Origin of the sequence: Pseudoclavibacter sp. AY1F1 (assembly GCF_002931075.1) — a bacterium.
GTDB lineage: Bacteria > Actinomycetota > Actinomycetes > Actinomycetales > Microbacteriaceae > Pseudoclavibacter.
Genome location: NZ_PSTQ01000007.1, coordinates 101,665 through 125,427, shown reverse-complemented (window position 1 = coordinate 125,427; position 23,763 = coordinate 101,665). Strand labels below are relative to the sequence as shown.

The following is a 23,763-nucleotide window of genomic DNA, read 5'->3' as shown; positions in this document are numbered from 1 at the left end:
CAGCATTGTTGGATGCAACCAAGTTTGATGAACTGCGCATCGGCCTAGCCACGGCAGATGACATTCGCAAGTGGTCGTACGGCGAGGTCAAGAAGCCCGAGACCATCAACTACCGCACGCTCAAGCCCGAGAAGGACGGTCTGTTCGGTGAGCAGATCTTCGGCCCTTCCCGCGACTGGGAGTGCGCCTGCGGCAAGTACAAGCGCGTGCGCTTCAAGGGCATCGTCTGCGAGCGATGCGGCGTCGAGGTCACGAAGTCGGCTGTGCGCCGTGAGCGCATGGGCCACATCGAGCTCGCGGCTCCCGTCACGCACATCTGGTACTTCAAGGGTGTCCCGAGCCGTCTCGGATACCTCCTGGACATGGCGCCGAAGGACCTCGAGAAGGTCATCTACTTCGCCGCGTACATGGTCATCTCGGTGGACGAGGAAGGTCGTCGCGACGACCTCAGCGGCCTCGAGAGCGAGATGCGTCTCGAGCTCAAGAGCCTGAACGACCAGAAGGATGCGGCCATCGCGGCTCGCATGCTTCGTCTCGAAGAGGAGCTCGGCGCTCTCGAGACCGAAGGCGCGAAAGCAGACCAGCTTCGCAAGACGAAGGACGCCGGCGAGAAGGAGATGGGTCAGCTCCGCAAGGGGTTCGACGAGGACATCACCCGCGTCGAGCGCGTCTTCGAGTCGTTCAAGAACCTGAAGGTCGGTGAGCTCAAGCCTGAGGACACCGACTTCCACGAGCTCGTCGACCGCTACGGCGACTACTTCGAGGCATTCATGGGCGCCGAGTCGATCCAGAAGCGCCTGCAGAACTTCGACCTCAAGGCCGAAGGCGAGCTCCTGCGCACGCAGATCGCCGAGGGCAAGGGTCAGAAGAAGATCCGTGCCATCAAGCGCCTCAAGGTCGTCTCGTCCTTCCTCGCAACGGGCAACAGCCCCGCGGCGATGGTGCTCGACGTCGTCCCGGTCATCCCGCCAGAGCTTCGCCCCATGGTGCAGCTCGACGGTGGCCGCTTCGCAACGAGCGACCTCAACGACCTCTACCGTCGTGTGATCAACCGCAACAACCGCCTCCGCCGCCTGCTCGACCTCGGTGCTCCCGAGATCATCGTGAACAACGAGAAGCGCATGCTCCAGGAGTCGGTCGACGCGCTGTTCGACAACGGTCGTCGTGGTCGCCCCGTCACGGGCACCGGCAACCGCGCTCTCAAGTCCCTCAGCGACATGCTGAAGGGCAAGCAGGGCCGCTTCCGCCAGAACCTCCTCGGAAAGCGCGTCGACTACTCGGGCCGTTCGGTCATCATCGTGGGCCCGCAGCTGCGCATGCACCAGTGCGGTCTCCCGAAGCAGATGGCACTCGAGCTGTTCAAGCCGTACGTCATCAAGCGACTGATCGACCTTCAGCACGCGTCTAACATCAAGGCTGCCAAGCGTGCCGTCGAGCGCGCGAAGCCCGAGGTGTGGGACGTCCTCGAAGAGGTCATCCGCGAGCGTCCCGTGCTGCTCAACCGCGCACCGACGCTGCACCGCCTGGGCATCCAGGCGTTCGAGCCGCTCCTCGTCGAGGGCAAGGCGATTCAGCTGCACCCGCTCGTCTGCGCGGCGTTCAACGCCGACTTCGACGGTGACCAGATGGCAGTCCACCTGCCCCTCTCGGTCGAGGCTCAGGCTGAGGCACGTGTGCTCATGCTCGCGTCGAACAACATCCTCAAGCCGTCGGATGGACGCCCCGTCACCCTGCCTTCGCAGGACATGGTCGCGGGTCTGTACCACCTGACGACGCTGCAGGACGACGTCGAGGGCGCCGGACGAGTCTTCTCGTCCACGGCCGAAGCGATCATGGCGTTCGACCAGGGCTCGCTCGACCTCAACGCTCCGATCAAGCTGCGCCTCACGGGCATCACGTTCGAAGAGGGCAAGGCTCCTGCCGGTGCTGTCGAAGGCGGCGTCGCGCTCGTCGAGACGACGCTCGGCCGCGCTCGCTTCAACGAGCTGCTCCCGGCCGACTACCCCTACGTCGAGGACACGATGACAAAGGGACGTCTGTCCGGTGTCGTCAACTACCTGGCGGAGCGGTACTCGAAGGACGAGGTCGCAGACACCCTCGACCGCATCAAGGACTCCGGCTTCTACTGGGCTACCCGCTCCGGCATCTCGATCGCGCTGAGCGACCTGGTGACGCCGGACTCGAAGCGCGAGATCGTCGAGCGCACCGAGGCCGAGGTGGCTGAGCTGCGCAACGAGTGGCAGGTCATGGGCGCGATCTCCGAGAAGGAGTACCGCGGAGAGGTCATCAAGAAGTGGGAAGCCGCAACTGCGCTCGTCGCCGACGAGATGCAGGCAGCGTTCCCCTCGACCAACTCCATCCACCGCATGGTCACGGCAGGTGCAAACGGTAACTGGCTGCAGGTTCGCCAGATCGCCGGTATGCGAGGCCTGGTTGCGAACCCGAAGGGTGAGACCATTCCTCGCCCGATCGTGCACTCGTACCGCGAGGGCCTGACGGTTGCCGAGTACTTCATCTCGACCCACGGTGCTCGTAAGGGTCTGGCCGACACGGCTCTGCGTACGGCCGACTCCGGCTACCTGACGCGTCGACTCGTCGACGTCTCGCAGGACGTCATCATCCGCGAGGACGACTGCGGTACCGCACGTGGCCTCGACATGCAGATCGCGCACATCACCGAGGGTGGCGAGATCGTCGTCGACGACAACGTCGAGAACGCGGTCTACGCCCGCAGCATCTCGGTCGACGCGGTTGACGCCGACGGCAACGTCGTCGCAGCTGCAGGCACCGACATGGGCGACGTCGTCATCGACCAGCTCATGGATGCAGGCATCACCGAGGTCAAGATCCGTTCTGTCCTCACGTGCGAGTCGAGCGTCGGCGTCTGCGCCGCCTGCTACGGCCGCGCGCTTGCCACGGGCAACCTCGTGGACATCGGTGAGGCAGTCGGCATCATCGCCGCACAGTCCATCGGTGAGCCGGGTACCCAGCTCACGATGCGTACGTTCCACTCCGGTGGTGTGTCGAGCGCTGGTGACATCACGCAGGGTCTGCCTCGAGTCCAGGAGCTCTTCGAAGCCCGCACCCCGAAGGGCGCATCGCCGCTCGCCGAGGCTGCTGGTCGCATCGAGATCCAGGACACCGACAAGGCTCGCAAGATCGTCCTCCACCCGGACAACGGCGACGAGCCGCACATCTACCCGGTGCTGAAGCGCGCTGAGCTCCTCGTTGAGGACGGCCAGCACGTCACGCACGGACAGCAGCTGCACGAGGGTCCCATCGACCCGAAGGACGTGCTGCGTGTCAAGGGTGCTCGCGAGGTGCAGAAGTACCTCGTCGGCGGTGTGCAGGGCGTTTACCGTTCGCAGGGTGTGCCGATCCACGACAAGCACATCGAGGTCATCGTCCGTCAGATGCTCCGTAAGATCACGGTCATCGACCACGGCGAGACCGACATGCTGCCGGGTGAGCTGGCTGATGGGCAGCGCTTCGCATCCATCAACCGCGCAGCCGTCATGTCGGGCCGCAAGCCCGCGACGGGCCGTCAGGAAGTCATGGGAATCACGAAGGCGTCGCTTGCGACCGAATCGTGGCTCTCGGCAGCTTCGTTCCAGGAGACGACCCGCGTGCTCACGCAGGCCGCTATGGAAGCGACGACCGACCCGCTTGTCGGCCTCAAGGAGAACGTCATCATCGGTCGCCTCATCCCGGCCGGTACTGGGCTCACCAAGTACCGCGAGATGTCAGTCGAGCCGACGGACGAGGCCCGCGCTGAGCGGTACCCGTTCGGTGCAGACGAGGGCAGCTTCGATGAGAACGACCTGACGTTCGTCGACTTCGAGGCATTCTCGAGCGACGACTTCGGCGGTTCGAACTTCAGCTAGCTCTGAAGTCGGGTCGGTTCACCGACGCCCTAGTGCAGACGCCCCCACCCGTTCCGGGTGGGGGCGTTCGCGCGTCTGCGGCTTGTCAGCGGGGAGAAGCGAGCGTGCGGCCCTAACGTTGGCGTCATGAGTGACGACACGCGCGCGCCTCGCCAGCCCTTCGATGACGGCGCCCAGCCGGAAGCAGGCGGCGAGACGGGCGAACCCCGAGAGCTGCCAGACGTCCAGGACCAGCTTGAGGCGGCCCTCGCCCGCAGCCGGGGGATCGGGGAGGACGGAGACGTCGCCTCTGGGGAGGTGCTTTCAGGAGACGACCTCGCGTTCGACGGTCGTGCCGAAGCGCCGACGGACCCCGCTCTGGCGCCACAGGAGGACGTCGCCGTCGCCTTCGCGGACCCGCTCGCTGAGGAAGCCGGCGACCCGAACGCGACCGTCGGCCTGGACAGGAACGAGCTCGCGGCGGTGCTCGCCGACGGCCCGACGGGCCGGTCTGAGGCCGAACGGGCCGATACCGACCGAGCATCGGGGCTCGACCCGGTACAGGCGCCAGTAGCGACCCAGGACGATCCAGAGTCAGGCAGTGACCTCGGCTTCGACGGCGTCCCTGTCTCGGAGCGTGTGGTTGCCGAAGAGGACGACGCCGCGGACTTCCCCGTCACCGAGCCGGTACCAGCGCAGGACCTCGCAGCCGACGCCATCGGTGCCGAGTCTGTTGCCGCCATCACGGTTGACGCCGCAGGTTCGGCCACCGCTCCTGACGAAGTGCACGATGAGCAAGACGAGCCCGATCAGCCTCGCCGCACGCTCGAGATCGACCGCACTGCTGCGCGTGTCGCCGCGGTGGGGTCGACCTCTCCGTCGGAAGCCACGCCCGTCGCTGCACCCGGTGACGTGCAAGATGACGGTGCGCCGAGTGGCGTGGACGGTGAGGCGGCACGAACGGAGGCCGTCGTCACGGAAACCGTCACGGAGCAGCTCGCTGAAGACGGCGAGCACGTTGAGGCTGTCACCGTGACGGAACGCGTCGATCTCCTCGACACCGACGACGTCGAAGCTTCCCGTGCCGCAGAGGCGACGGGTCGCGATGAATCGGATCCTTCGAGCACCTCGGACTTCTCGCCGTCGCAGGACGACTTGGATGCCTCCGGTCTCCCAGACGGCTCAGATGCCTCGCAGGGGCACTCGGTCGCCGTAGGCGGGGCCGCGTCCTCGGTGGCGCTCGAGCAGGGCGACGACGAGGCGCGAGAGGCCCGTGAAGCCGAGGTCACCGCCGACACGGACACCGCCGCCACGTCCGAACCCAGTGCGACTCCTGGAGCAACTGACGACGACTCTACTTTTGCCCCGCTGCGGCTCTCGGCCCCGACAGACAGCGACGACCTCGCTCCCGTCAAGCCGAAGAAGCGCGGGAATCGCATGTTCGCAGTCTTCGTCGCGCTCGTGGCGTCCGTCGTGTTCGCGGCCCTCTACCTGCTTGCGTTCGCGCTGCTGCGGACGGCCTTCAACACTGGGCTCGACCCGATCGGCGAGGCCTCGGAGTTCGCCATCACGGCAGCCTTCACCGTTCCGGTCACAGTGTTCGCCGCGTTCGGAGTGCTCTGGGCGCTCATCGTGAATCGCGCAGGCTGGTGGGCCTACGTCCTCGGCGGGTTCCTTGCCGCGGCCCTGGTCGTCGCCGGCTACTACTTCGGTGCGGCGCTCCAGCAGCACCTGGCTGAGGGCTTGCCGCTCACGAGCATCCAGCTCGACGAGGTCCTCGCGAAGTTCCGCGCCTCGGAGCACCTCCTGACTGCCCTCGTCGCGGCGATCGCGGCGAGAGAAGCCTTCACGTGGGTCGGGGGCATCGCCGCCGCACGAGGGCGCCGCGTCGCGCAGGCCAACCGCAGGGCGAAGCTGAGCTACGAGAAGCGCATTGCCGAGCGTGCAGCCGAGACGGCAGAGGCGAACGGAGTCACGGAATGAGCCCCGAGCAGCTCCGCCGGCTGAGCATGCCAAGCGAGGATTTCCCCGCTTTCCCTCGGGTTTCCATCGACGTGCCGGCGGGCTGGGAGCCGCTGCAGTGGGCCGGCTCGGTCCTCGGCGCCCGCCACCTCGTCGCCACCAACGGCTTCAACCCGAACGTGCTCGTCACGATCGAGCGCTGGCCAGGGACGATCTCGCACGACGATGCGCTGACCGTGCTGCGTCAGCGAATCACGCAGGGCGGAGGCAAGGAGCGTCTCGCCGAGACCGAGACCGAGACCGAGGCGGAGGGGCAGCCCTCGCATTACGTGGAGTCGACGCAGCGGGACCCCAGGCTCGGCGGGCTCGAGGTCCGCTCCAAGATGATTGTCCTGCATCGTGGCCCCGTCACCGAGATCGTCACGGCGGTCGGGACGAGCACGGCCGCGCAGTCCGCCCACATCGGCAAGGACATCGCGGTGATCGTCCGCGGTCTGCAGGTCGAGGTCGTGTCCTGAGCGCGTCCGCAGATGCCACATGATCGAGCGCTCCGAGGCCGAGCTGCCGCCTGACCCGGGCTCATCGTGGGGGAGGGCCGTGACCTGGGGCGCCGTCAGTGGGCTGGTCTTCGCGTCCCTTGTCATCGCCACCTGGGGATTCGTTGCGCTTGGTCTCGACCGCGACGTCATCGAGCTCCCGGGAGTCGGGATCCTCGTCGCCCCGCTTTCCGTCGCGGCTGCGACGATCGTCGTCGCCTCAGCAGCGGCGATAGCGCTCCGGCGTCGGTTCAGCGGCAGACCTGGTTCCCTGTGGGTCGCACTCCCTGGCGGTCTGCTGGCCTGGCTCGCCTTCGCGCTCGTCTCCGGCGTCGTCGCCTCCTGGTCGCGACCTGAACCGGGCGAGGCAGACGTGCTCGCTCCCCTCGCGAGCGAGGTCGCGGTAGGTCTCTCCACAGGGCCGTTCGGCCTGGCGATCGTGCCTCTCTCGGCCATCGTGGTCGTCGCCGTGATGCTTTCCACTGCTCGACCCGCCGGTCGCGATCGGGGTGCCGCTTGACCCTGCAAAACTCACGGGGTAGGATTTTTCGGTGCGCGCGCCCTGTCGCGCCCAAAACCGTGCGAACGTTGAAACTGTGAAGAAACTGCAGCTCAACGCGCAACTGTAAGCAACGCCAGTCGCCTCGACTGCCACCGCTTCACCAACCAGCGATACCAGAGATTTTGTACCGCCGGTCGGTTATCAAGAGGCAAACAGTGCCTCGTAGGCACAGGAATCGTGCTTACCACGATCACGCAGTACAAAACCAAGGAGATTATTCGTGCCAACAATTCAGCAGTTGGTCCGCAAGGGCCGCCGCCCCAAGGCGTCGGCGTCTAAGACGCCAGCCCTGAAGGCCAACCCTCAGCAGCGCGGGGTTTGCACCCGCGTCTACACCACGACGCCCAAGAAGCCGAACTCGGCGCTCCGCAAGGTCGCTCGTGTCAAGCTGTCGAACGGCACCGAGGTGACCGCCTACATCCCAGGCGAGGGCCACAACCTCCAGGAGCACTCGATGGTGCTCGTCCGCGGCGGTCGTGTGAAGGACCTCCCGGGTGTGCGGTACAAGATCGTCCGCGGTGCACTTGACACCCAGGCAGTGAAGAACCGCAAGCAGGCTCGCAGCCGTTACGGCGCGAAGATGGAGAAGAAGTAATGCCACGTAAGGGTCCAGCCCCGAAGCGTCCCGTGGTCGCCGACCCCGTGTACGGCGCCCCCATCGTCAGCCAGCTCGTCAACAAGATTCTTCTTGATGGCAAGAAGGGCCTCGCCGAGCGCATCGTCTACGACGCACTCGAGGGTGTCGCCGCCAAGTCCGAGCTCGACGCTGTCGCGACCCTGAAGAAGGCGCTCGACAACGTGCGCCCCACGCTCGAGGTTCGCTCGCGTCGCGTCGGCGGCTCGACGTACCAGGTTCCGGTCGAGGTCAAGCCTCACCGTGCCAACACGCTCGCTCTCCGCTGGCTCACGAGCTACGCGAAGAACCGTCGCGAGAAGTCGATGACCGAGCGCCTCACGAACGAGATCCTCGACGCATCCAACGGCCTCGGTGCCGCGGTGAAGCGCCGTGAAGACACGCACAAGATGGCCGAGTCCAACAAGGCCTTCGCGCACTACCGCTGGTAATCCAGCAGCTGGTAGCCCTCACCACTCTCGCTTCAATCCTTTCGGAGGACACCCGTGGCACAGGACGTGCTTACTGACCTGAACAAGGTCCGCAACATCGGCATCATGGCGCACATCGATGCTGGCAAGACGACAACCACCGAGCGCATCCTGTTCTACACCGGTGTCAACCACAAGCTCGGCGAGACGCACGACGGCGCCTCGACGACGGACTGGATGGAGCAGGAGCAGGAGCGTGGCATCACGATCACCTCCGCTGCTGTGACGTCGTTCTGGAAGAAGAACCAGATCAACATCATCGACACGCCAGGTCACGTCGACTTCACCGTCGAGGTGGAGCGCTCGCTCCGCGTCCTCGACGGTGCAGTCGCCGTGTTCGACGGCAAGGAGGGCGTTGAGCCCCAGTCGGAGACCGTCTGGCGTCAGGCCGACAAGTACGACGTTCCGCGCATCTGCTTCGTCAACAAGATGGACAAGCTCGGCGCCGACTTCTACTTCACGGTCGACACGATCGTGAACCGCCTCGGCGCGAAGCCGCTCGTCATCCAGCTCCCCATCGGCGCTGAGAACGACTTCATCGGCGTCGTCGACCTGGTCGAGATGAACGCAAAGGTCTGGCCGAGCGACTCGAAGGGTGACACCACCCTCGGTGCGGCCTACGAGACGCAGGAGATCCCGGAAGACCTCAAGGAGCGCGCTGCGGAGTACCGCAACAAGCTGCTCGAGGCTGTCGCCGAGACCGACGACGCGCTCATGGAGCGCTTCTTCGCCGGCGAGGAGATCTCGGTCCCCGAGGTCAAGGCCGCCATCCGCAAGCTCACGGTCACGAGCGAGATGTACCCCGTGCTCTGCGGTTCCGCGTTCAAGAACCGTGGCGTCCAGCCGATGCTCGATGCAGTCGTCGACTACCTGCCGTCGCCGCTCGACGTTCCTGCCGTTATCGGCATGAACCCGCGCGACGAGTCGGAGGAGCTCACGCGTCGTCCGAGCGCCGACGAGCCGTTCGCTGCTCTCGCGTTCAAGATCGCCGTGCACCCGTTCTTCGGTCGCCTCATCTACACGCGCGTCTACTCGGGACACGTCCCGTCCGGCGCGCAGGTCGTCAACTCCTCGAAGGGTAAGAAGGAGCGCATCGGGAAGATCTTCCAGATGCACGCCAACAAGGAGAACCCGGTCGAGTCGATGACCGCCGGACACATCTACGCCGTCATCGGCCTCAAGGACACCATGACCGGTGACACCCTGAGCGACCCTGACAAGCAGATCGTCCTCGAGTCGATGACGTTCCCCGACCCCGTTATCGAGGTCGCGATCGAGCCGAAGACCAAGGCCGACCAGGAGAAGCTCGGAACGGCTATCCAGAAGCTGGCTGAGGAAGACCCGACGTTCCGCGTCATGCTCGACCAGGAGACCGGTCAGACGGTCATCAAGGGCATGGGCGAGCTTCACCTCGACATCCTCGTCGACCGCATGAAGCGCGAGTTCAAGGTTGAGGCGAACGTGGGCAAGCCCCAGGTCGCCTACCGCGAGACGCTCACCAAGGTCGTCGAGAAGTTCGACTACACCCACAAGAAGCAGACGGGTGGCTCCGGCCAGTTCGCCAAGATCCAGATCAAGCTCGAGCCGCTTGAGATGGACGCTGAGAAGACCTACGAGTTCGTGAACGCCGTCACCGGTGGCCGCGTGCCTCGTGAGTACATCCCATCCGTGGATGCTGGCATCCAGGATGCGATGCAGGTCGGCGTCCTCGCCGGCTACCCGATGGTCGGCGTCAAGGCGTCGCTCCTCGATGGTGCTGCACACGACGTCGACTCCTCGGAGATGGCGTTCAAGATCGCGGGCTCGATCGCGTTCAAGGAAGCAGCCCCCAAGGCCGGTCCCGTCATCCTCGAGCCGCTCATGTCGGTCGAGGTCCGTACTCCTGAGGAGTACATGGGCGACGTGATCGGCGACCTCAACTCGCGCCGCGGCCAGATCCAGTCGATGGAAGATGCCAGTGGTGTGAAGGTGGTGCGTGCACTCGTGCCGCTGTCGGAGATGTTCGGATACATCGGAGACCTGCGCAGCAAGACCTCTGGTCGTGCCGTGTACTCGATGACATTCGAAACGTACGCCGAGGTCCCCAAGGCTGTTGCCGAGGAGATCATCCAGAAGAACCGGGGCGAGTAGCCCTTATCGGCTCGGGTGACGCAGCGCGTCGCCCGAGCGGGTAACATTCATCACTGAAAACCCGGAAGTCAATCTGCGTTATTCGCGGACTGGCACCAACGACGTCCTAGGAGGACCACAGTGGCTAAGGCCAAGTTCGAGCGGACCAAGCCGCACGTAAACATCGGAACGATCGGTCACGTCGACCACGGCAAGACCACGCTCACCGCAGCGATCTCGAAGGTGCTTGCTGACAAGTACCCTTCGGCGACCAACGTGCAGCGTGACTTCGCGTCGATCGACTCCGCTCCGGAAGAGCGTCAGCGCGGTATCACGATCAACATCTCCCACGTCGAGTACGAGACGCCGAAGCGTCACTACGCTCACGTCGATGCTCCGGGTCACGCCGACTACATCAAGAACATGATCACGGGTGCTGCGCAGATGGATGGCGCAATCCTCGTGGTTGCCGCAACCGACGGCCCCATGGCTCAGACGCGTGAGCACGTTCTGCTCGCGAAGCAGGTCGGCGTGCCGTACCTCGTTGTCGCGCTGAACAAGGCTGACATGGTTGACGACGAGGAGATCCTGGAGCTCGTCGAGCTCGAGGTTCGCGAGCTCCTCTCGAGCCAGGACTACCCAGGCGACGACGCACCTGTCGTCCAGGTTTCCGGCCTCAAGGCGCTCGAGGGCGACGAGAAGTGGGCCGAGAAGATCGTCGAGCTCATGCAGGCTGTCGACGACAACGTGCCGGAGCCCGTCCGCGACAAGGACAAGCCGTTCCTCATGCCCGTCGAGGACGTCTTCACGATCACCGGTCGTGGAACCGTCGTCACGGGTCGCGCCGAGCGTGGCACGCTCTCGATCAACTCTGACGTCGAGATCGTCGGCCTCCGCCCGACCGTCAAGACCACCGTCACGGGTATCGAGATGTTCCACAAGCAGCTCGACGAGGCGTGGGCCGGTGAGAACTGTGGTCTGCTCCTTCGTGGCACCAAGCGTGAGGACGTCGAGCGCGGTCAGGTCATCGTCGCTCCCGGTTCCGTTACGCCGCACACGAACTTCGAGGGCACTGCCTACATCCTCTCGAAGGACGAGGGTGGCCGTCACAACCCGTTCTTCACGAACTACCGCCCGCAGTTCTACTTCCGCACCACGGACGTGACCGGCGTCATCACCCTGCCCGAGGGCAAGGAAATGATCATGCCTGGTGACACCACGGACATGACGGTCGAGCTCATCCAGCCGATCGCTATGGAAGAGGGCCTCGGCTTCGCAATCCGTGAGGGTGGCCGCACGGTCGGCGCCGGCACGGTGACGAAGATCAACAAGTAAGCTTCCAGCTCACTTCGGAAAGGGTCGGACCTTCGGGTCCGGCCCTTTTCATGTCCCCGCGTATTTCCATGATTCGTGATGGGAGTTAGACTTGCTGATCGTGTGTCTGGCGGACGGAAGAAGTCCCGGCCACCGCTAGCGTCCCCGGTGCACCAGGCAGGGGACCAGTCACCGCCTCAGCGCAGTCAGGGAGCCCGACGAATGTCTGTACGCGCGCATCGCCCCTCGAGCATGCCCGCGCGCCAGAGCCCGAACCGATTCAGGTCGGACATCCAGGGCCTCCGCGCGGTCGCCTCGCTCCTTGTGGCCTCGTTCCATATCTGGTTCGGGACGGTGTCCGGAGGCGTCGACCTCTTCTTCGTTCTCGGTGGCTTCCTGCTCGCGACGACGCTCATCGGCGAGCACGAGCGGCGGGGGAGCGTTCGGCTTTGGCAGTACCTCACGCGCACCGCGTCACGCCTATTCCCGATGGCCGGCATTGTGCTGATCACCGTCTCCGTGGTGCTGCTCCTCACCGAGTCGCCGCTGTCATTCCAGCGCAACGTCACCGACGTGTTCGCCGCCGCCACCTACTGGGAGAACTGGCGATTGGCGGGCGACGCCACCGACTACATCTCCGCCGGCCACGATAAGTCGGCCGTGCAGCACTTCTGGGCGATGTCGGTCCAGGGGCAGGCGACGCTCCTGCTGCTGGCGTTTGTGCTCATCCTCGGCGCTATTGCGAAGCTCGGGAGATGGCCCGTGCGTCGGGTCGCTGTCGTCGGCTTCGCGCTCCTCACCATTGCCTCATTCATCTACGCGCTGAATGGCGTCGCGATTGACCCAGTGCCCACGTACTACAGCACGTGGGCCCGCCTGTGGGAATTCGGGATCGGCGCCGTCGCCGCCCTCGTCGTGACGCGCATCCACCTTCCCAAGGCGCTGCGCGCCGTTGTCGGAAGCCTTGGGCTCGCACTTGTGCTCACGGCAGGTCTCCTGCCAAGCGAGTGGCCCTACCCGGGCTTCATCGCGCTGTATCCCGTCGGGGGCGCGTTGCTTGTTCTGATCGCTGGCGCATCCGGGGAACCCGTCGGAGGGAATCGTCTCCTCACGTCGCGCCCGCTCGTCTGGCTCGGTGGCTTCTCCTACGGGCTCTACCTGTGGAGCTGGCCGATCCTCAAGCTCTTCGTCGACCTCTTCCCCGAACGCAGTGAACCAGTTTCCTTCTTCGACGGGGTTTTACTGCTCGCAGTCTCCATAGCCATCGCCTGGGCGACATCACGCCTCCTCGCGCTCCTCGGCCGTGTCCGCAATCCGCTGGCCCAGGTGGACTCCACGGCGCCGAGGTGGAAGCGCAACCCGAGGCTCCTCACGTCCGTCACGGTGCCATTGGTCGGCATCGTCGCGTTTGTCGGCGTCCAGCTCGCGCCCGGCCTGCGCCAGGAGGCGATCGCTGACCTGGGCACCGAGCAGACGGTCACAAGCGAGGAGCAGCTGAGCCTCGCGATCACCGAAGCCCTGCTCGAGCCGACCGCACTCGATGGCCAGGCGGTCTCCGGCTGGGATGCGCTCGGACCGGAGTGGTCGGTCAACGGCTGCCTCACGGTCACGGACGACAACCGGGCGAACTGCCGCTACGAGCCAGAGGACGCCGCGGGAGACTCCGGCGAGGAGCTCTGGATCATCGGCGACTCCCAGGCGGTGTCCTGGGCGCCCGGAGTCCGCGCCGCGGTCGGCGACGAGACGACGGTGCAGCTGCTCGGGAAGAGCATGTGCCCCTTTACGCAAGGGGCGGCGCTCGAGAGGTCCGGTGACATGCGTGACGAATGCGCGGCCCACAACAACTGGGTCATGGAACTCGCTGCAGCGGACCGGCCCGACACGGTGATCATCTCCTACGGCGGCTGGTGGGTGGGCGAGCAGTTCGGCGACCTCGAATGGAACGAGGGCACCACTCTTGGCGAAGGCTCCGTGGAGCTCGTGCGCGAGCTGACCGACCTCGGTATCGACGTGGTCTGGCTCGACGCCGTCACACCAGCCAATTCGCTCGACGCCTGTCTCGCAGCGTCGACTCTGGACGAGGCCGAGGAATCATGCACGAGCAGCTTCGGCCCGGAGTACGTCGAGCGTCGGGACCACCAGGCCGAGCGGATGGCCGCCGGCGGGGCTGCCGTAGTTCAGACCTCGGGCTGGTTCTGCGACGTGGACCTCGGGCTCTGCCCGCTCGTGGTCGCCGGGATCTCAGTACATTCGGACCCGACGCACGTGGGCCGCGAGTACTCCGTGTTCCTCGCCGACGTCATCGCTCAGGGCCTCGAGGACGCCCGCTCAGAGTGATCAACTCACTTCGCGACACGCCCGGGTTGCAAGAACAGGTCCGTCCGGTCTAAACTCGGTGAGTTCAGTATTTCGGGGCGCGGCGCTAGTCGTGTGTTCGAATCACTGCCCGGAGTGTGCATAAGCGCCCCGCGTCTACGGCAACTGTCGCAAGACGCCTGGTGTGCAGCTTAGGCCGCCGGCAGCAGAGCAAAGCTCCGGCCAAAGGACAACACCTCACCGAGGTTGCGTCTGGAAGGCCGTCCATCAGCTTGAGTACACTCCTGTGCTCCGAGCAGGTGAACTTGACAGAAAAACAGTGGTGCGAATCCCGGCGTGAAGACGCCACGGGGTTGCATGCGAAGCCGCAATGGCGGCACGTCATTGAGAGAGAGAGTCAACCATGGCGGGACAGAAGATCCGCATTCGACTGAAGTCGTATGACCACGAGGTCATCGACAGCTCGGCGCGCAAGATCGTCGACACCGTAACCCGTGCTGGCGCCTCCGTCATCGGCCCGGTGCCCCTTCCTACCGAGAAGAACGTGATCGCTGTGATCCGTAGCCCTCACAAGTACAAGGACAGCCGCGAGCACTTCGAGATGCGCACCCACAAGCGTCTGATCGACATCGTCGACCCGACGCCGAAGGCCGTCGACTCGCTCATGCGCCTCGACCTTCCGGCCGACGTCAACATCGAGATCAAGCTCTAGGGAAACACATGTCTACCGCTACCAAGACGTTCAAGGGTCTGCTGGGCACGAAGCTCGGCATGACCCAGGTCTGGGACGCTGAAAACCGTCTCGTCCCCGTCACGGTCATCCAGGTGAGCACCAACGTCGTCACCGAGATCATGACCGTCGAAAAGAACGGCTACGAAGCCGTTCAGATCGCCGCAGGCGCAATCGACCCGCGCAAGGTGAACAAGCCGGCAGCCGGCAAGTTCGCAGCAGCGGGCGTCACGCCGCGCCGTCACATCACCGAGCTCCGCACCGCTGATGCAGCCACGTACACGATCGGTCAGGAGCTCGGCGCAGACACGTTCGAGCCCGGCACCAAGATCGACGTCGTCGGCACCAGCAAGGGCAAGGGCTTCGCCGGTGTCATGAAGCGTCACAACTTCTCCGGTGTCGGCGCATCGCACGGTGCGCACAAGAACCACCGTCGCCCCGGCTCCATCGGTGCCTCCGCGACCCCGAGCCGTGTCTTCAAGGGCACGCGCATGGCTGGCCGGATGGGTGGCGACCGCGTCACCGTCCAGAACCTCACGGTTCACGCAGCCGACGCCGAGAAGGGCATCCTCCTCGTCAAGGGTGCTGTTCCCGGCCCCAAGGGTCGTCTCGTTTTCGTTCGCAACGCAGTGAAGGGGGCCTAGTTTCCTATGGCAACCAAGATTGACGTCACCGACGCAGCCGGCAAGAAGTCCGGCTCGGTCGAACTGCCTGCCGCCATCTTCGACGCGCAGACCAACGTCCCGCTGATCCACCAGGTTGTCGTCGCTCAGCGTGCGGCTGCTCGTCAGGGCACGCACAAGACGAAGAACCGTGGAGAGGTTTCCGGCTCCGGCCGTAAGCCCTTCAAGCAGAAGGGCACCGGCCGCGCCCGTCAGGGCTCGGTCCGCATGCCGCAGCACAAGGGTGGTGGCATCGTCCACGGACCGACGCCGCGTGACTACTCGCAGCGCACCCCCAAGAAGATGATCGCAGCAGCCCTCATCGGCGCACTGAGCGACCGCGCACGCGGTGGCCACCTGCACATCGTCGACTCCCTCGTCACGGGTGAGAAGGCTTCGACCAAGGTCGCTGCCGCAGCCATCGCAAAGGTCGCAACGGGACGCAACATCCTCGTTGTCCTCGACCGCAGCGACGAGCTGAGCCTCCTGAGCGTCCGCAACCTCGAGGCACTTCACGTGCTGTTCGTGGACCAGCTCAACGCCTACGACGTCCTCGTCTCGGACGACATCCTCTTCACGAAGGCTGCTTACGACGCGTTCGTCGAGAGCAAGACCAGCAAGGAGCAGGGCGCATGAGCGCAAACAACAAGGACCCGCGCGACATCATCTTCGCGCCGGTGATCTCCGAGAAGAGCTACAGCCTGATCGACCAGGGCAAGTACACCTTCGAGGTTGACCCCCGTTCGAACAAGACCGAGATCAAGCTCGCCATCGAGCAGATCTTCGACGTCAAGGTCGACAAGGTCAACACCTTGAACCGCACGGGCAAGACGCGCCGCACCCGCTTCGGGCTCGGCAAGCGCAAGGACACCAAGCGCGCCATCGTCTCGCTCAAGTCCGGCACCATCGATATCTTCTCGAACGCCGGTTAATCGAGAGCACAGAGGACGAATTCACATGGCTATTCGCAATTACAAGCCCACGACGCCAGGTCGTCGTGGAGCCTCGGTGTCCGAGTTCACCGAGATCACGCGCTCGACCCCTGAGAAGTCGCTGCTCCGCCCCCTGACGAAGTCGGGTGGCCGCAACAACCAGGGACGCATCACGACCCGTCACATCGGTGGTGGCCACAAGCGCCAGTACCGCGTTATCGACTTCCGTCGTAACGACAAGGACGGCGTGAACGCCAAGGTCGCTCACATCGAGTACGACCCCAACCGCACCGCTCGTATCGCGCTGCTGCACTTCTTCGACGGATCCAAGCGCTACATCCTGGCTCCCAACAAGCTCAAGCAGGGCGACATCATCGAGTCGGGCGCTGGCGCCGACATCAAGCCGGGCAACAACCTCCCGCTGCGCAACATCCCGACCGGTACGGTCATCCACGCCATCGAGCTCCGCCCAGGCGGCGGCGCGAAGATGGCGCGCTCGGCTGGAGCTTCCGTTCGCCTCGTCGCGAAGGATGGCCCCTACGCCCAGCTGCGTCTGCCGAGCGGCGAAGTCCGCAACGTCGACGTGCGCTGCCGCGCGACGATCGGCGAGGTCGGCAATGCCGAGCAGTCGAACATCAACCTGGGCAAGGCCGGCCGCAAGCGCTGGCTCGGCGTTCGCCCGACTGTTCGTGGTGTCGTCATGAACCCGGTCGACCACCCGCACGGTGGTGGTGAGGGTCGTACGTCCGGTGGACGTCACCCGGTGAGCCCCTGGGGTAAGCCAGAAGGCCGCACCCGTCGCCCCAACAAGGAGAGCGACAAGCTCATCGTCCGCCGTCGCCCTGCCGGCAAGAAGCGTAAGTAGGAGATCAGAAGATGCCTCGCAGTCTCAAGAAGGGCCCCTTCGTCGACGAACACCTCTTCCAGAAGGTGGTCAAGCAGAACGAAGCTGGCTCGAAGAACGTCATCAAGACCTGGTCGCGCCGATCGATGATCGTGCCGGACATGCTCGGCCACACCATCGCCGTGCACGACGGACGCAAGCACATCCCCGTGTTTGTCACCGAAACCATGGTCGGCCACAAGCTCGGCGAGTTTGCACCGACCCGCACCTTCCGTGGACACGAGAAGGACGACAAGAAGGGTCGTCGCCGCTAACGCGGCGACGTGAAGGAGGAAAATATGGTGGAGTCAACCGCACGCGTGCGGCACATCCGCGTCACCCCTCAGAAGGCTCGTCGCGTCGTCAACTTGATCCGCGGCAAGCAGGCGCTCGAAGCGCTCGCAATCCTGAAGTTCGCACCTCAGGGTGCCTCTGAGCCGGTCTACAAGGTCGTTGCATCCGCAATCGCCAACGCACGTGTCAAGGCCGACAAGGACAGCCAGTTCCTTGACGAGCGCGACCTCTACATCGCCAAGGCGTTTGTAGACGAGGGTGCAACCCTCAAGCGCTTCCGTCCGCGTGCACAGGGACGAGCATTCCGCATCAACAAGCGCACAAGCCACATCACGGTTGTGCTGGCGACGCCGGAGCTCGCCGAGGCCGAGAAGGGGAGCAGCAAGTAATGGGCCAGAAGATCAATCCGTACGGCTTCCGTCTCGGAATCACGACCGACCACGTCAGCCGCTGGTACGCAGACTCGACCAAGCCGGGTCAGCGCTACAGCGACTACGTCAAGGAAGACATTCGCATCCGCGAGTACCTCCAGAAGTCGCTCGACCGTGCAGGCGTCTCCCGTATCGAGATCGAGCGCACACGTGACCGTGTTCGCGTCGACATCTACACGGCACGCCCCGGCATTGTCATCGGACGACGCGGAGCAGAGGCCGAGCGCATCCGCGCCGACCTCGAGAAGCTCACGAGCAAGCAGATCCAGCTGAACATCCTCGAGGTCAAGAACCCCGAGGCTGACGCTCAGCTGGTCGCGCAGGGCATCGCCGAGCAGCTCTCTGCTCGTGTTGCCTTCCGTCGTGCAATGCGCAAGGGCCTCCAGGGCGCTCAGCGTGCAGGTGCCAAGGGCATCCGCATTCAGGTCTCGGGCCGCCTCGGCGGCGCTGAGATGAGCCGCTCGGAGTTCTACCGCGAGGGACGCGTTCCGCTGCACACGCTCCGCGCCAACATCGATTACGGCTTCTACGAGGCCAAGACCACTTACGGTCGCATCGGTGTGAAGGTGTGGATCTACAAGGGCGACATGACCAACAAGGAACTCGCCCGCGAACAGGCCAACCAGAAGTCGTCCCGTGGGGACCGTAACGACCGCTCACGCCGTGGCCCGCGCCGCGACAACGAGAAGCAGGTCGCCGCAGGAGTTGAGGCGTAACCATGTTGATTCCACGTCGAGTCAAGCACCGTAAGCAGCACCGCCCGGACCGCAGCGGCATGTCGAAGGGTGGCAACACCGTATCGTTCGGCGAGTTCGGCATCCAGGCACTCACGCCGTCGTACGTGACGAACCGTCAGATCGAGGCAGCTCGTATCGCAATGACCCGTCACATCAAGCGTGGCGGCAAGGTCTGGATCAACATCTACCCGGACCGCCCGATGACCGCTCGCCCCGCCGAAACCCGCATGGGTTCCGGTAAGGGTGCAGTCGACTCCTGGGTTGCGAACGTCAAGCCCGGCCGCGTCCTCTTCGAGGTCGCCGGCGTCAGCGAGGAGCTCGCTCGCGAGGCCCTCACACGCGCCATCCACAAGCTGCCGCTCAAGGCACGCATCATTTCGCGCGAGGAAGGCGAGTAATCATGGCGATTGGTACCAAGGAGCTCGCCACCACCGAGCTCGACAACTTCGAAGACGGACGTCTCGTCGAGGAGCTCAAGAAGGCCAAGGAAGAGCTGTTCAACCTGCGCTTCCAGGCCGTGACCAACCAGGTCGAAGAGCGCGGACGCATCCGTCAGGTAAAGCGCGACATCGCGCGCATCTACACGGTGATCCGCGAGCGTGAGCTCGGGATCCGCGCAACCCCGGCCCCGGTCGAAAAGCCGGCCAAGAAGTCGAAGGCCACCAAGGCTTCGAAGAAGGCCGAAGCCCCAGCGGCTGCGCCCGAGGCTGAGAACGAGGAGACCAAGTAATGGCTGACAGCACGACACAGCCCGAGGCAGCGGAAGAAGCGCTCGAGCGCAACGACCGCAAGACCCGCCGCGGCTACGTCACGAGCGACAAGATGGACAAGACCATCACCGTCTCGGTCGAAGAACGCGTCAAGCACCCCCTGTATGGCAAGGTGCTCCGCCGCTCGAGCAAGGTCAAGGTGCACGACGCCGACAACCAGGCCGGCATCGGCGACCTCGTCCTGATTGCAGAGACCCGTCCCCTCAGCGCTACCAAGCGCTGGCGCCTGGTCGAGATCCTGGAGAAGGCGAAGTAGGCCTCGCCTCTTCGACCTCTCAGCGAAGGAATTTGACAGATGCTTCAGCAAGAATCCCGAGTCCGCGTCGCCGACAACACCGGCGCCAAGGAACTCCTCACGATCCGCGTACTCGGTGGCTCCGGCCGCCGCTACGCGGGAATCGGTGACGTCATCGTCGCGACCGTCAAGGACGCGATCCCTGGCGGCAACCTCAAGAAGGGTGAGGTCGTCAAGGCCGTCATCGTTCGCACAGTCAAGTCGACCCGTCGTCCCGACGGCTCGTACATCAAGTTCGACGAGAACGCAGCGGTCATCCTCAAGGGTGACAACGAGCCGCGTGGCACTCGAATCTTCGGACCGGTCGGTCGCGAGCTTCGCGACAAGAAGTTCATGAAGATCGTGTCGCTCGCTCCGGAGGTGATTTAACCCATGGCAACGATCCGCAAGGGCGACCTGGTTCAGGTCATCTCTGGTCCGACGCAGGCTCGCGGTGGAGACCGCGGCAAGCAGGGCGAGGTCCTCGAGGTGCTCCGCGAGGAGAACCGCGTCCTCGTCCAGGGCATCAACTTCGTGACCAAGCACGTTCGCGTCGGTCAGACGCAGCGTGGCACGAAGACTGGTGGCATCGAGACCGTCGAAGCCCCCATCCACATCTCAAACGTCGCACTCGTCGACCCCGAGACCAAGCAGCCGGCTCGCACCGGTGTGCAGGTCGAAGAGGTCACGAAGGACGGCGTGACCAAGACGGTGCGCACGCGCGTCTTCAAGTCTTCGCGCCGCGCAGCTAAGCCTGCGAAGGTCGAGAAGGCTGCCAAGGCCGACAAGGCTGAGAAGGCTGAGAAGAAGCCAGCGACGAAGGCTAAGGCCGCCGCACCGAAGAAGAAGGACGACGAGTAGATATGACTGACATCGCCACGGAGGCTGGCAAAATCCAGCCCCGTCTCAAGCTGAAGTACCGCGACGAGCTCAAGGCTCAGCTGCAGGCAGACCTCGGCGTGAGCAACGTCCACCAGGTTCCCGGTCTCGTGAAGATCGTCGTGAACATGGGTGTTGGCGAGGCAGCTCGCGACGGCAAGATCATCGAAGGTGCCATCACGGACCTCACGGCGATCACGGGCCAGAAGCCCAAGGTAACGAAGGCCACGAAGTCCATCGCGCAGTTCAAGCTGCGTGAAGGCCAGCCGATCGGCGCGCACGTCACGCTGCGCGGCGACCGCATGTGGGAGTTCCTCGACCGCCTGCTCTCGCTCGCTCTTCCCCGTATCCGCGACTTCCGTGGTCTCAACGACCGCCAGTTCGACGGCAACGGAAACTACACCTTCGGCCTCACGGAGCAGGTAATGTTCCATGAGATCGATCCAGACAAGATCGACCGCACGCGCGGTATGGACATCACCGTCGTAACGACGGCGAAGAACGACGACGAAGGCCGTGCCCTCCTGGGCAAGCTCGGGTTCCCGTTCCACGCAGGTCTCCAGCAGAGCTAGTCTGAACACCCGAGGGTCACGGCGTACGCCGTGACCCCATCGGGCCGTTGCAACCGCAACGGCCCGTCCACCACAGGTCGCGGGGCCGTGTACGGCCCCGCGAAACCAGGCGAAAGGCACTCATCATGACGATGACAGATCCCGTCGCAGATATGCTGACGCGACTGCGCAACGCGAACTCGGCGCACCACGACTCCGTGTCGATGCCGAGCTCGAAGCTCAAGTCCCACATTGCCGACATCCTCAAGCGCGAGGGTTACATCACCGACTGGACAGTCGAAGATGCACGAGTGGGCCAGACCCTCACTCTCTCGCTTAAGTTCGGTCCGAACCGCGAGAGGTCGATCGTCGGCATCAAGCGCGTCTCCAAGCCAGGTCTCCGCGTGTACGCGCGCTCGACCGAGCTGCCTAGCGTCCTCGGCGGCCTCGGCATTGCCATCCTGTCCACCTCCTCTGGTCTCCTCACGGACCGCCAGGCCGAGCAGAAGGGCGTAGGCGGAGAAGTCCTCGCCTACGTGTGGTAATCCGTCATGTCACGAATTGGTCGTCTCCCGATCAGCGTCCCAGCCGGCGTTGACATCAAGATCGACGCGCAGAACGTCACCGTCAAGGGCCCGAAGGGCGAGCTCGCACTCGTCGTCTCGAACCCCATCGAGGTCAAGCTCGAAGACGGTCAGGTTCTCGTCACGCGCCCGAACGACGAGCGCGAGTCACGTGCACTGCACGGCCTGACCCGCACGCTCATCAACAACAACATCATCGGCGTCACCGAGGGCTACACCAAGAAGCTCGAGGTCGTTGGAACCGGTTACCGCATCGTTTCCAAGGGCACGGGCGTCGAGTTCGCACTCGGCTACTCGCACCCGATCAACGTTGAGCCCCCCGCAGGCATCTCGTTCCAGGTCGAGGGCAACAACAAGCTCACGGTTGTCGGAATCGACAAGCAGGCCGTCGGCGAGGTCGCAGCGAACATCCGCAAGCTCCGCCTCCCCGAGCCCTACAAGGGCAAGGGCGTGCGTTACGAGGGCGAGCAGATCCGCCGCAAGGCCGGAAAGTCAGGTAAGTAACCATGGGACTCGGAACTCGAGGAAAGAGCAAGCAGGCCGCGACTCGTCGCCGCCACGTCCGCCTTCGCAAGAAGGTCTCGGGCGACGCGCAGCGTCCCCGTCTCGTCGTCACGCGTTCAGCGCGTCACGTCTTCGTCCAGGTTGTCGACGACACCAAGGGCATCACGCTCGCATCCGCCTCCACCATGGAAGCTGAGCTGCGCGCATTCGAGGGCGACAAGTCCGCCAAGGCAAAGCGTGTCGGCGAGCTCGTCGGCGCACGCGCCAAGGACGCCGGCATCGAAAGCGTGGTCTTTGACCGCGGCGGCAACAAGTACGCCGGTCGCGTCGCGGCCATCGCTGATGGAGCACGAGAGGCAGGGCTGAACCTGTGACCGAGAAAATCGACACCAACACGCCCGACAACATGACCGACACGCCCGTTGAGACGGCCGCGTCGAGCGAGTCGGCACAGCGCGAAGGCGGAAGCGGACGCGACAACAACCGTCGCGGCGGCGGTCGCGGCGAGCGCGGCCAGGGTGGCGGTCGTGACCGCAACTCCCGTGATGACAAGAGCCAGTTCCTGGAGCGCGTCGTCACCATCAACCGCGTCTCCAAGGTCGTCAAGGGCGGTCGCCGCTTCGCGTTCACCGCGCTCGTCGTCGTCGGAGACGGCAACGGACTCGTGGGCGTTGGCTACGGCAAGGCCCGTGAGGTCCCGCTGGCCATCTCCAAGGGCGTTGAAGAGGCGAAGAAGAACTTCTTCCGCGTCCCGCGCGTCCTGAAGACGATCCCGCACCCCGTGCAGGGTGAGGCAGCTGCAGGCGTCGTCCTGCTCCGCCCCGCCGCTGCAGGTACCGGTGTTATCGCCGGTGGCCCCGTCCGCGCCGTACTTGAGTGCGCGGGAATCCACGACGTCCTGTCGAAGTCGCTCGGTTCGTCGAACACGATCAACATCGTGCACGCAACCGTCGCGGCCCTGAAGCAGCTTGAGGAGCCGCGCGCCGTCGCAGCTCGTCGTGGCCTGCCTGTCGACCAGGTCGTCCCGCAGCGCATCCTGCGTGCCGAGGCCAACGCGGCCAAGGCAGCAGCCGAAGCACAGAAGGTTGGTGCCTGATGGCCGCGAGTCTCAAGGTGACCCAGATCAAGTCCAAGATCAGCGAGAAGCAGAACCAGCGCGATACCCTGCGCTCGCTCGGCCTCAAGCGCATTGGCGACACCGTCGTGAAGCCGGACAACTCGGTGAACCGTGGCTACGTCAAGACAGTCGCTCACCTGGTCTCAGTTGAGGAGATTTCCGAATGAGCAAGAACGAGAACGAGAAGGACGTGACCTCAGAGCCTCAGCTCAAGGTCCACCACCTCCGTCCCGCTCCCGGCGCCAAGAAGTCCAAGACGCGCGTTGGTCGCGGTGAGGGCTCCAAGGGCAAGACCGCCGGTCGCGGCACCAAGGGCTCGAAGGCACGCACGACAGTGCGTATCGGCTTCGAGGGTGGCCAGATGCCGCTGCACATGCGTACGCCGAAGCTGCGCGGGTTCAAGAACCCGTTCCGCGTCGAGTACCAGGTCGTCAACCTCGCCAAGCTTGCCGAGCTCTTCCCCGAGGGCGGCGATGTCACCATCGCCAACCTCGTGGCAAAGGGCGCGGTTCGCAAGAACGAGCCCGTCAAGGTGCTCGGCAACGGCGAGATTGCGGTTAAGCTGAACGTCGCGGTCGACAAGGTCTCCAGCTCAGCAGAGCAGAAGATCGTTGCCGCCGGCGGTTCCGTCAAGTAGCAACTCCAAGCG

The 23,763-nt window shown here is 64.6% G+C and carries 28 protein-coding genes and 1 pseudogene; all 29 read left to right on the top strand.

The annotated features are described in order from the left end of the window. The first annotated feature begins 5 nt into the window (after window positions 1-5). Window positions 6-3,884 carry a DNA-directed RNA polymerase subunit beta' gene (locus tag C5B85_RS12145; RefSeq protein WP_104286271.1) on the top strand — a complete coding sequence of 1,293 codons (3,879 nt, stop codon included), beginning with the start codon at window positions 6-8 and terminating at the stop codon, window positions 3,882-3,884. Window positions 3,885-4,010: 126 nt separating this feature from the next. Continuing rightward, entirely contained in the window at window positions 4,011-5,846 is a 1,836-nt protein-coding gene (locus C5B85_RS12140; RefSeq protein WP_104286270.1) for a hypothetical protein, read from the top strand. Further along, window positions 5,843-6,343: an LpqN/LpqT family lipoprotein gene (locus C5B85_RS12135; protein WP_104286269.1), complete on the top strand. Its 501-nt coding sequence runs from the start codon at window positions 5,843-5,845 to the stop codon at window positions 6,341-6,343. Before C5B85_RS12140 ends, C5B85_RS12135 begins: the two co-directional genes overlap by 4 nt. Window positions 6,344-6,362: 19 nt before the next feature. After that, a complete protein-coding gene (locus C5B85_RS12130; protein ID WP_104286268.1) occupies window positions 6,363-6,881 on the top strand; it encodes a hypothetical protein in 519 nt (172 codons plus the stop codon). A 262-nt stretch (window positions 6,882-7,143) separates the two neighbouring features. Beyond that, a complete protein-coding gene (rpsL, locus tag C5B85_RS12125; protein WP_068479306.1) occupies window positions 7,144-7,518 on the top strand; it encodes a 30S ribosomal protein S12 in 375 nt (124 codons plus the stop codon). Beyond that, complete coding sequence (gene rpsG, locus C5B85_RS12120) at window positions 7,518-7,988, top strand: 30S ribosomal protein S7 (protein WP_068479304.1); 471 nt, start codon at window positions 7,518-7,520, stop codon at window positions 7,986-7,988. The genes rpsL and rpsG overlap by 1 nt, the downstream gene beginning before the upstream one ends. Before the next feature lie 54 nt (window positions 7,989-8,042). Continuing rightward, the gene (gene fusA, locus C5B85_RS12115) at window positions 8,043-10,157 is read left to right on the top strand and encodes an elongation factor G (RefSeq protein WP_104286267.1); all 2,115 of its coding nucleotides are present in this window, start codon (window positions 8,043-8,045) and stop codon (window positions 10,155-10,157) included. Between the two features lie 120 nt (window positions 10,158-10,277). After that, window positions 10,278-11,471, top strand: coding sequence for an elongation factor Tu (tuf, locus tag C5B85_RS12110; RefSeq protein ID WP_068479300.1), 1,194 nt, complete (start codon window positions 10,278-10,280; stop codon window positions 11,469-11,471). A gap of 201 nt (window positions 11,472-11,672) precedes the next feature. Beyond that, window positions 11,673-13,787, top strand: coding sequence for an acyltransferase family protein (locus C5B85_RS12105; protein WP_181064410.1), 2,115 nt, complete (start codon window positions 11,673-11,675; stop codon window positions 13,785-13,787). A 382-nt stretch (window positions 13,788-14,169) separates the two neighbouring features. Then, window positions 14,170-14,478: a 30S ribosomal protein S10 gene (rpsJ, locus tag C5B85_RS12100; protein ID WP_068479296.1), complete on the top strand. Its 309-nt coding sequence runs from the start codon at window positions 14,170-14,172 to the stop codon at window positions 14,476-14,478. An 8-nt stretch (window positions 14,479-14,486) separates the two neighbouring features. Further along, the gene (gene rplC / locus C5B85_RS12095) at window positions 14,487-15,140 is read left to right on the top strand and encodes a 50S ribosomal protein L3 (RefSeq protein ID WP_068479294.1); all 654 of its coding nucleotides are present in this window, start codon (window positions 14,487-14,489) and stop codon (window positions 15,138-15,140) included. A 6-nt stretch (window positions 15,141-15,146) separates the two neighbouring features. After that, window positions 15,147-15,794 carry a 50S ribosomal protein L4 gene (gene rplD / locus C5B85_RS12090; RefSeq protein ID WP_104286265.1) on the top strand — a complete coding sequence of 216 codons (648 nt, stop codon included), beginning with the start codon at window positions 15,147-15,149 and terminating at the stop codon, window positions 15,792-15,794. Beyond that, window positions 15,791-16,090 (top strand): 50S ribosomal protein L23, encoded by a 300-nt coding sequence (rplW, locus tag C5B85_RS12085; protein WP_068479290.1) that lies wholly within the window; start codon window positions 15,791-15,793, stop codon window positions 16,088-16,090. The genes rplD and rplW overlap by 4 nt, the downstream gene beginning before the upstream one ends. A 25-nt stretch (window positions 16,091-16,115) precedes the next feature. Beyond that, window positions 16,116-16,955, top strand: coding sequence for a 50S ribosomal protein L2 (gene rplB, locus C5B85_RS12080; RefSeq protein WP_068479288.1), 840 nt, complete (start codon window positions 16,116-16,118; stop codon window positions 16,953-16,955). An 11-nt stretch (window positions 16,956-16,966) separates the two neighbouring features. Continuing rightward, complete coding sequence (rpsS, locus tag C5B85_RS12075; protein ID WP_068479286.1) at window positions 16,967-17,248, top strand: 30S ribosomal protein S19; 282 nt, start codon at window positions 16,967-16,969, stop codon at window positions 17,246-17,248. A gap of 24 nt (window positions 17,249-17,272) precedes the next feature. Beyond that, window positions 17,273-17,656, top strand: coding sequence for a 50S ribosomal protein L22 (gene rplV, locus C5B85_RS12070; protein WP_068479284.1), 384 nt, complete (start codon window positions 17,273-17,275; stop codon window positions 17,654-17,656). After that, window positions 17,656-18,414, top strand: a complete 759-nt coding sequence (gene rpsC, locus C5B85_RS12065; protein WP_104286264.1) for a 30S ribosomal protein S3 — start codon at window positions 17,656-17,658, stop codon at window positions 18,412-18,414. Before rplV ends, rpsC begins: the two co-directional genes overlap by 1 nt. Before the next feature lie 2 nt (window positions 18,415-18,416). After that, window positions 18,417-18,833: a 50S ribosomal protein L16 gene (rplP, locus tag C5B85_RS12060; protein WP_068479279.1), complete on the top strand. Its 417-nt coding sequence runs from the start codon at window positions 18,417-18,419 to the stop codon at window positions 18,831-18,833. Window positions 18,834-18,835: 2 nt separating this feature from the next. Next, entirely contained in the window at window positions 18,836-19,165 is a 330-nt protein-coding gene (rpmC, locus tag C5B85_RS12055; RefSeq protein ID WP_068479277.1) for a 50S ribosomal protein L29, read from the top strand. Further along, entirely contained in the window at window positions 19,165-19,461 is a 297-nt protein-coding gene (gene rpsQ, locus C5B85_RS12050) for a 30S ribosomal protein S17 (RefSeq protein WP_104286263.1), read from the top strand. The genes rpmC and rpsQ overlap by 1 nt, the downstream gene beginning before the upstream one ends. Before the next feature lie 39 nt (window positions 19,462-19,500). Continuing rightward, window positions 19,501-19,869: a 50S ribosomal protein L14 gene (gene rplN / locus C5B85_RS12045; RefSeq protein ID WP_068479273.1), complete on the top strand. Its 369-nt coding sequence runs from the start codon at window positions 19,501-19,503 to the stop codon at window positions 19,867-19,869. Between the two features lie 3 nt (window positions 19,870-19,872). Then, window positions 19,873-20,217 (top strand): annotated as a pseudogene (rplX, locus tag C5B85_RS12040) (50S ribosomal protein L24); the annotation flags it as partial. Between the two features lie 125 nt (window positions 20,218-20,342). Continuing rightward, on the top strand, window positions 20,343-20,930 hold the full coding sequence (rplE, locus tag C5B85_RS12035) for a 50S ribosomal protein L5 (RefSeq protein WP_104286261.1): 588 nt from the start codon (window positions 20,343-20,345) through the stop codon (window positions 20,928-20,930). Between the two features lie 125 nt (window positions 20,931-21,055). Then, a complete protein-coding gene (rpsH, locus tag C5B85_RS12030) occupies window positions 21,056-21,454 on the top strand; it encodes a 30S ribosomal protein S8 (protein ID WP_068479267.1) in 399 nt (132 codons plus the stop codon). Window positions 21,455-21,460: 6 nt separating this feature from the next. Continuing rightward, window positions 21,461-21,997, top strand: a complete 537-nt coding sequence (rplF, locus tag C5B85_RS12025) for a 50S ribosomal protein L6 (protein ID WP_104286260.1) — start codon at window positions 21,461-21,463, stop codon at window positions 21,995-21,997. Window positions 21,998-21,999: 2 nt separating this feature from the next. After that, window positions 22,000-22,371 (top strand): 50S ribosomal protein L18, encoded by a 372-nt coding sequence (gene rplR, locus C5B85_RS12020; protein WP_068479263.1) that lies wholly within the window; start codon window positions 22,000-22,002, stop codon window positions 22,369-22,371. Between the two features lie 32 nt (window positions 22,372-22,403). Continuing rightward, a complete protein-coding gene (gene rpsE / locus C5B85_RS12015) occupies window positions 22,404-23,093 on the top strand; it encodes a 30S ribosomal protein S5 (protein ID WP_104286337.1) in 690 nt (229 codons plus the stop codon). Next, window positions 23,093-23,281 (top strand): 50S ribosomal protein L30, encoded by a 189-nt coding sequence (gene rpmD / locus C5B85_RS12010; RefSeq protein WP_068479261.1) that lies wholly within the window; start codon window positions 23,093-23,095, stop codon window positions 23,279-23,281. The genes rpsE and rpmD overlap by 1 nt, the downstream gene beginning before the upstream one ends. After that, entirely contained in the window at window positions 23,278-23,751 is a 474-nt protein-coding gene (gene rplO, locus C5B85_RS12005; protein WP_104286259.1) for a 50S ribosomal protein L15, read from the top strand. The genes rpmD and rplO overlap by 4 nt, the downstream gene beginning before the upstream one ends. Window positions 23,752-23,763 lie beyond the last annotated feature (12 nt).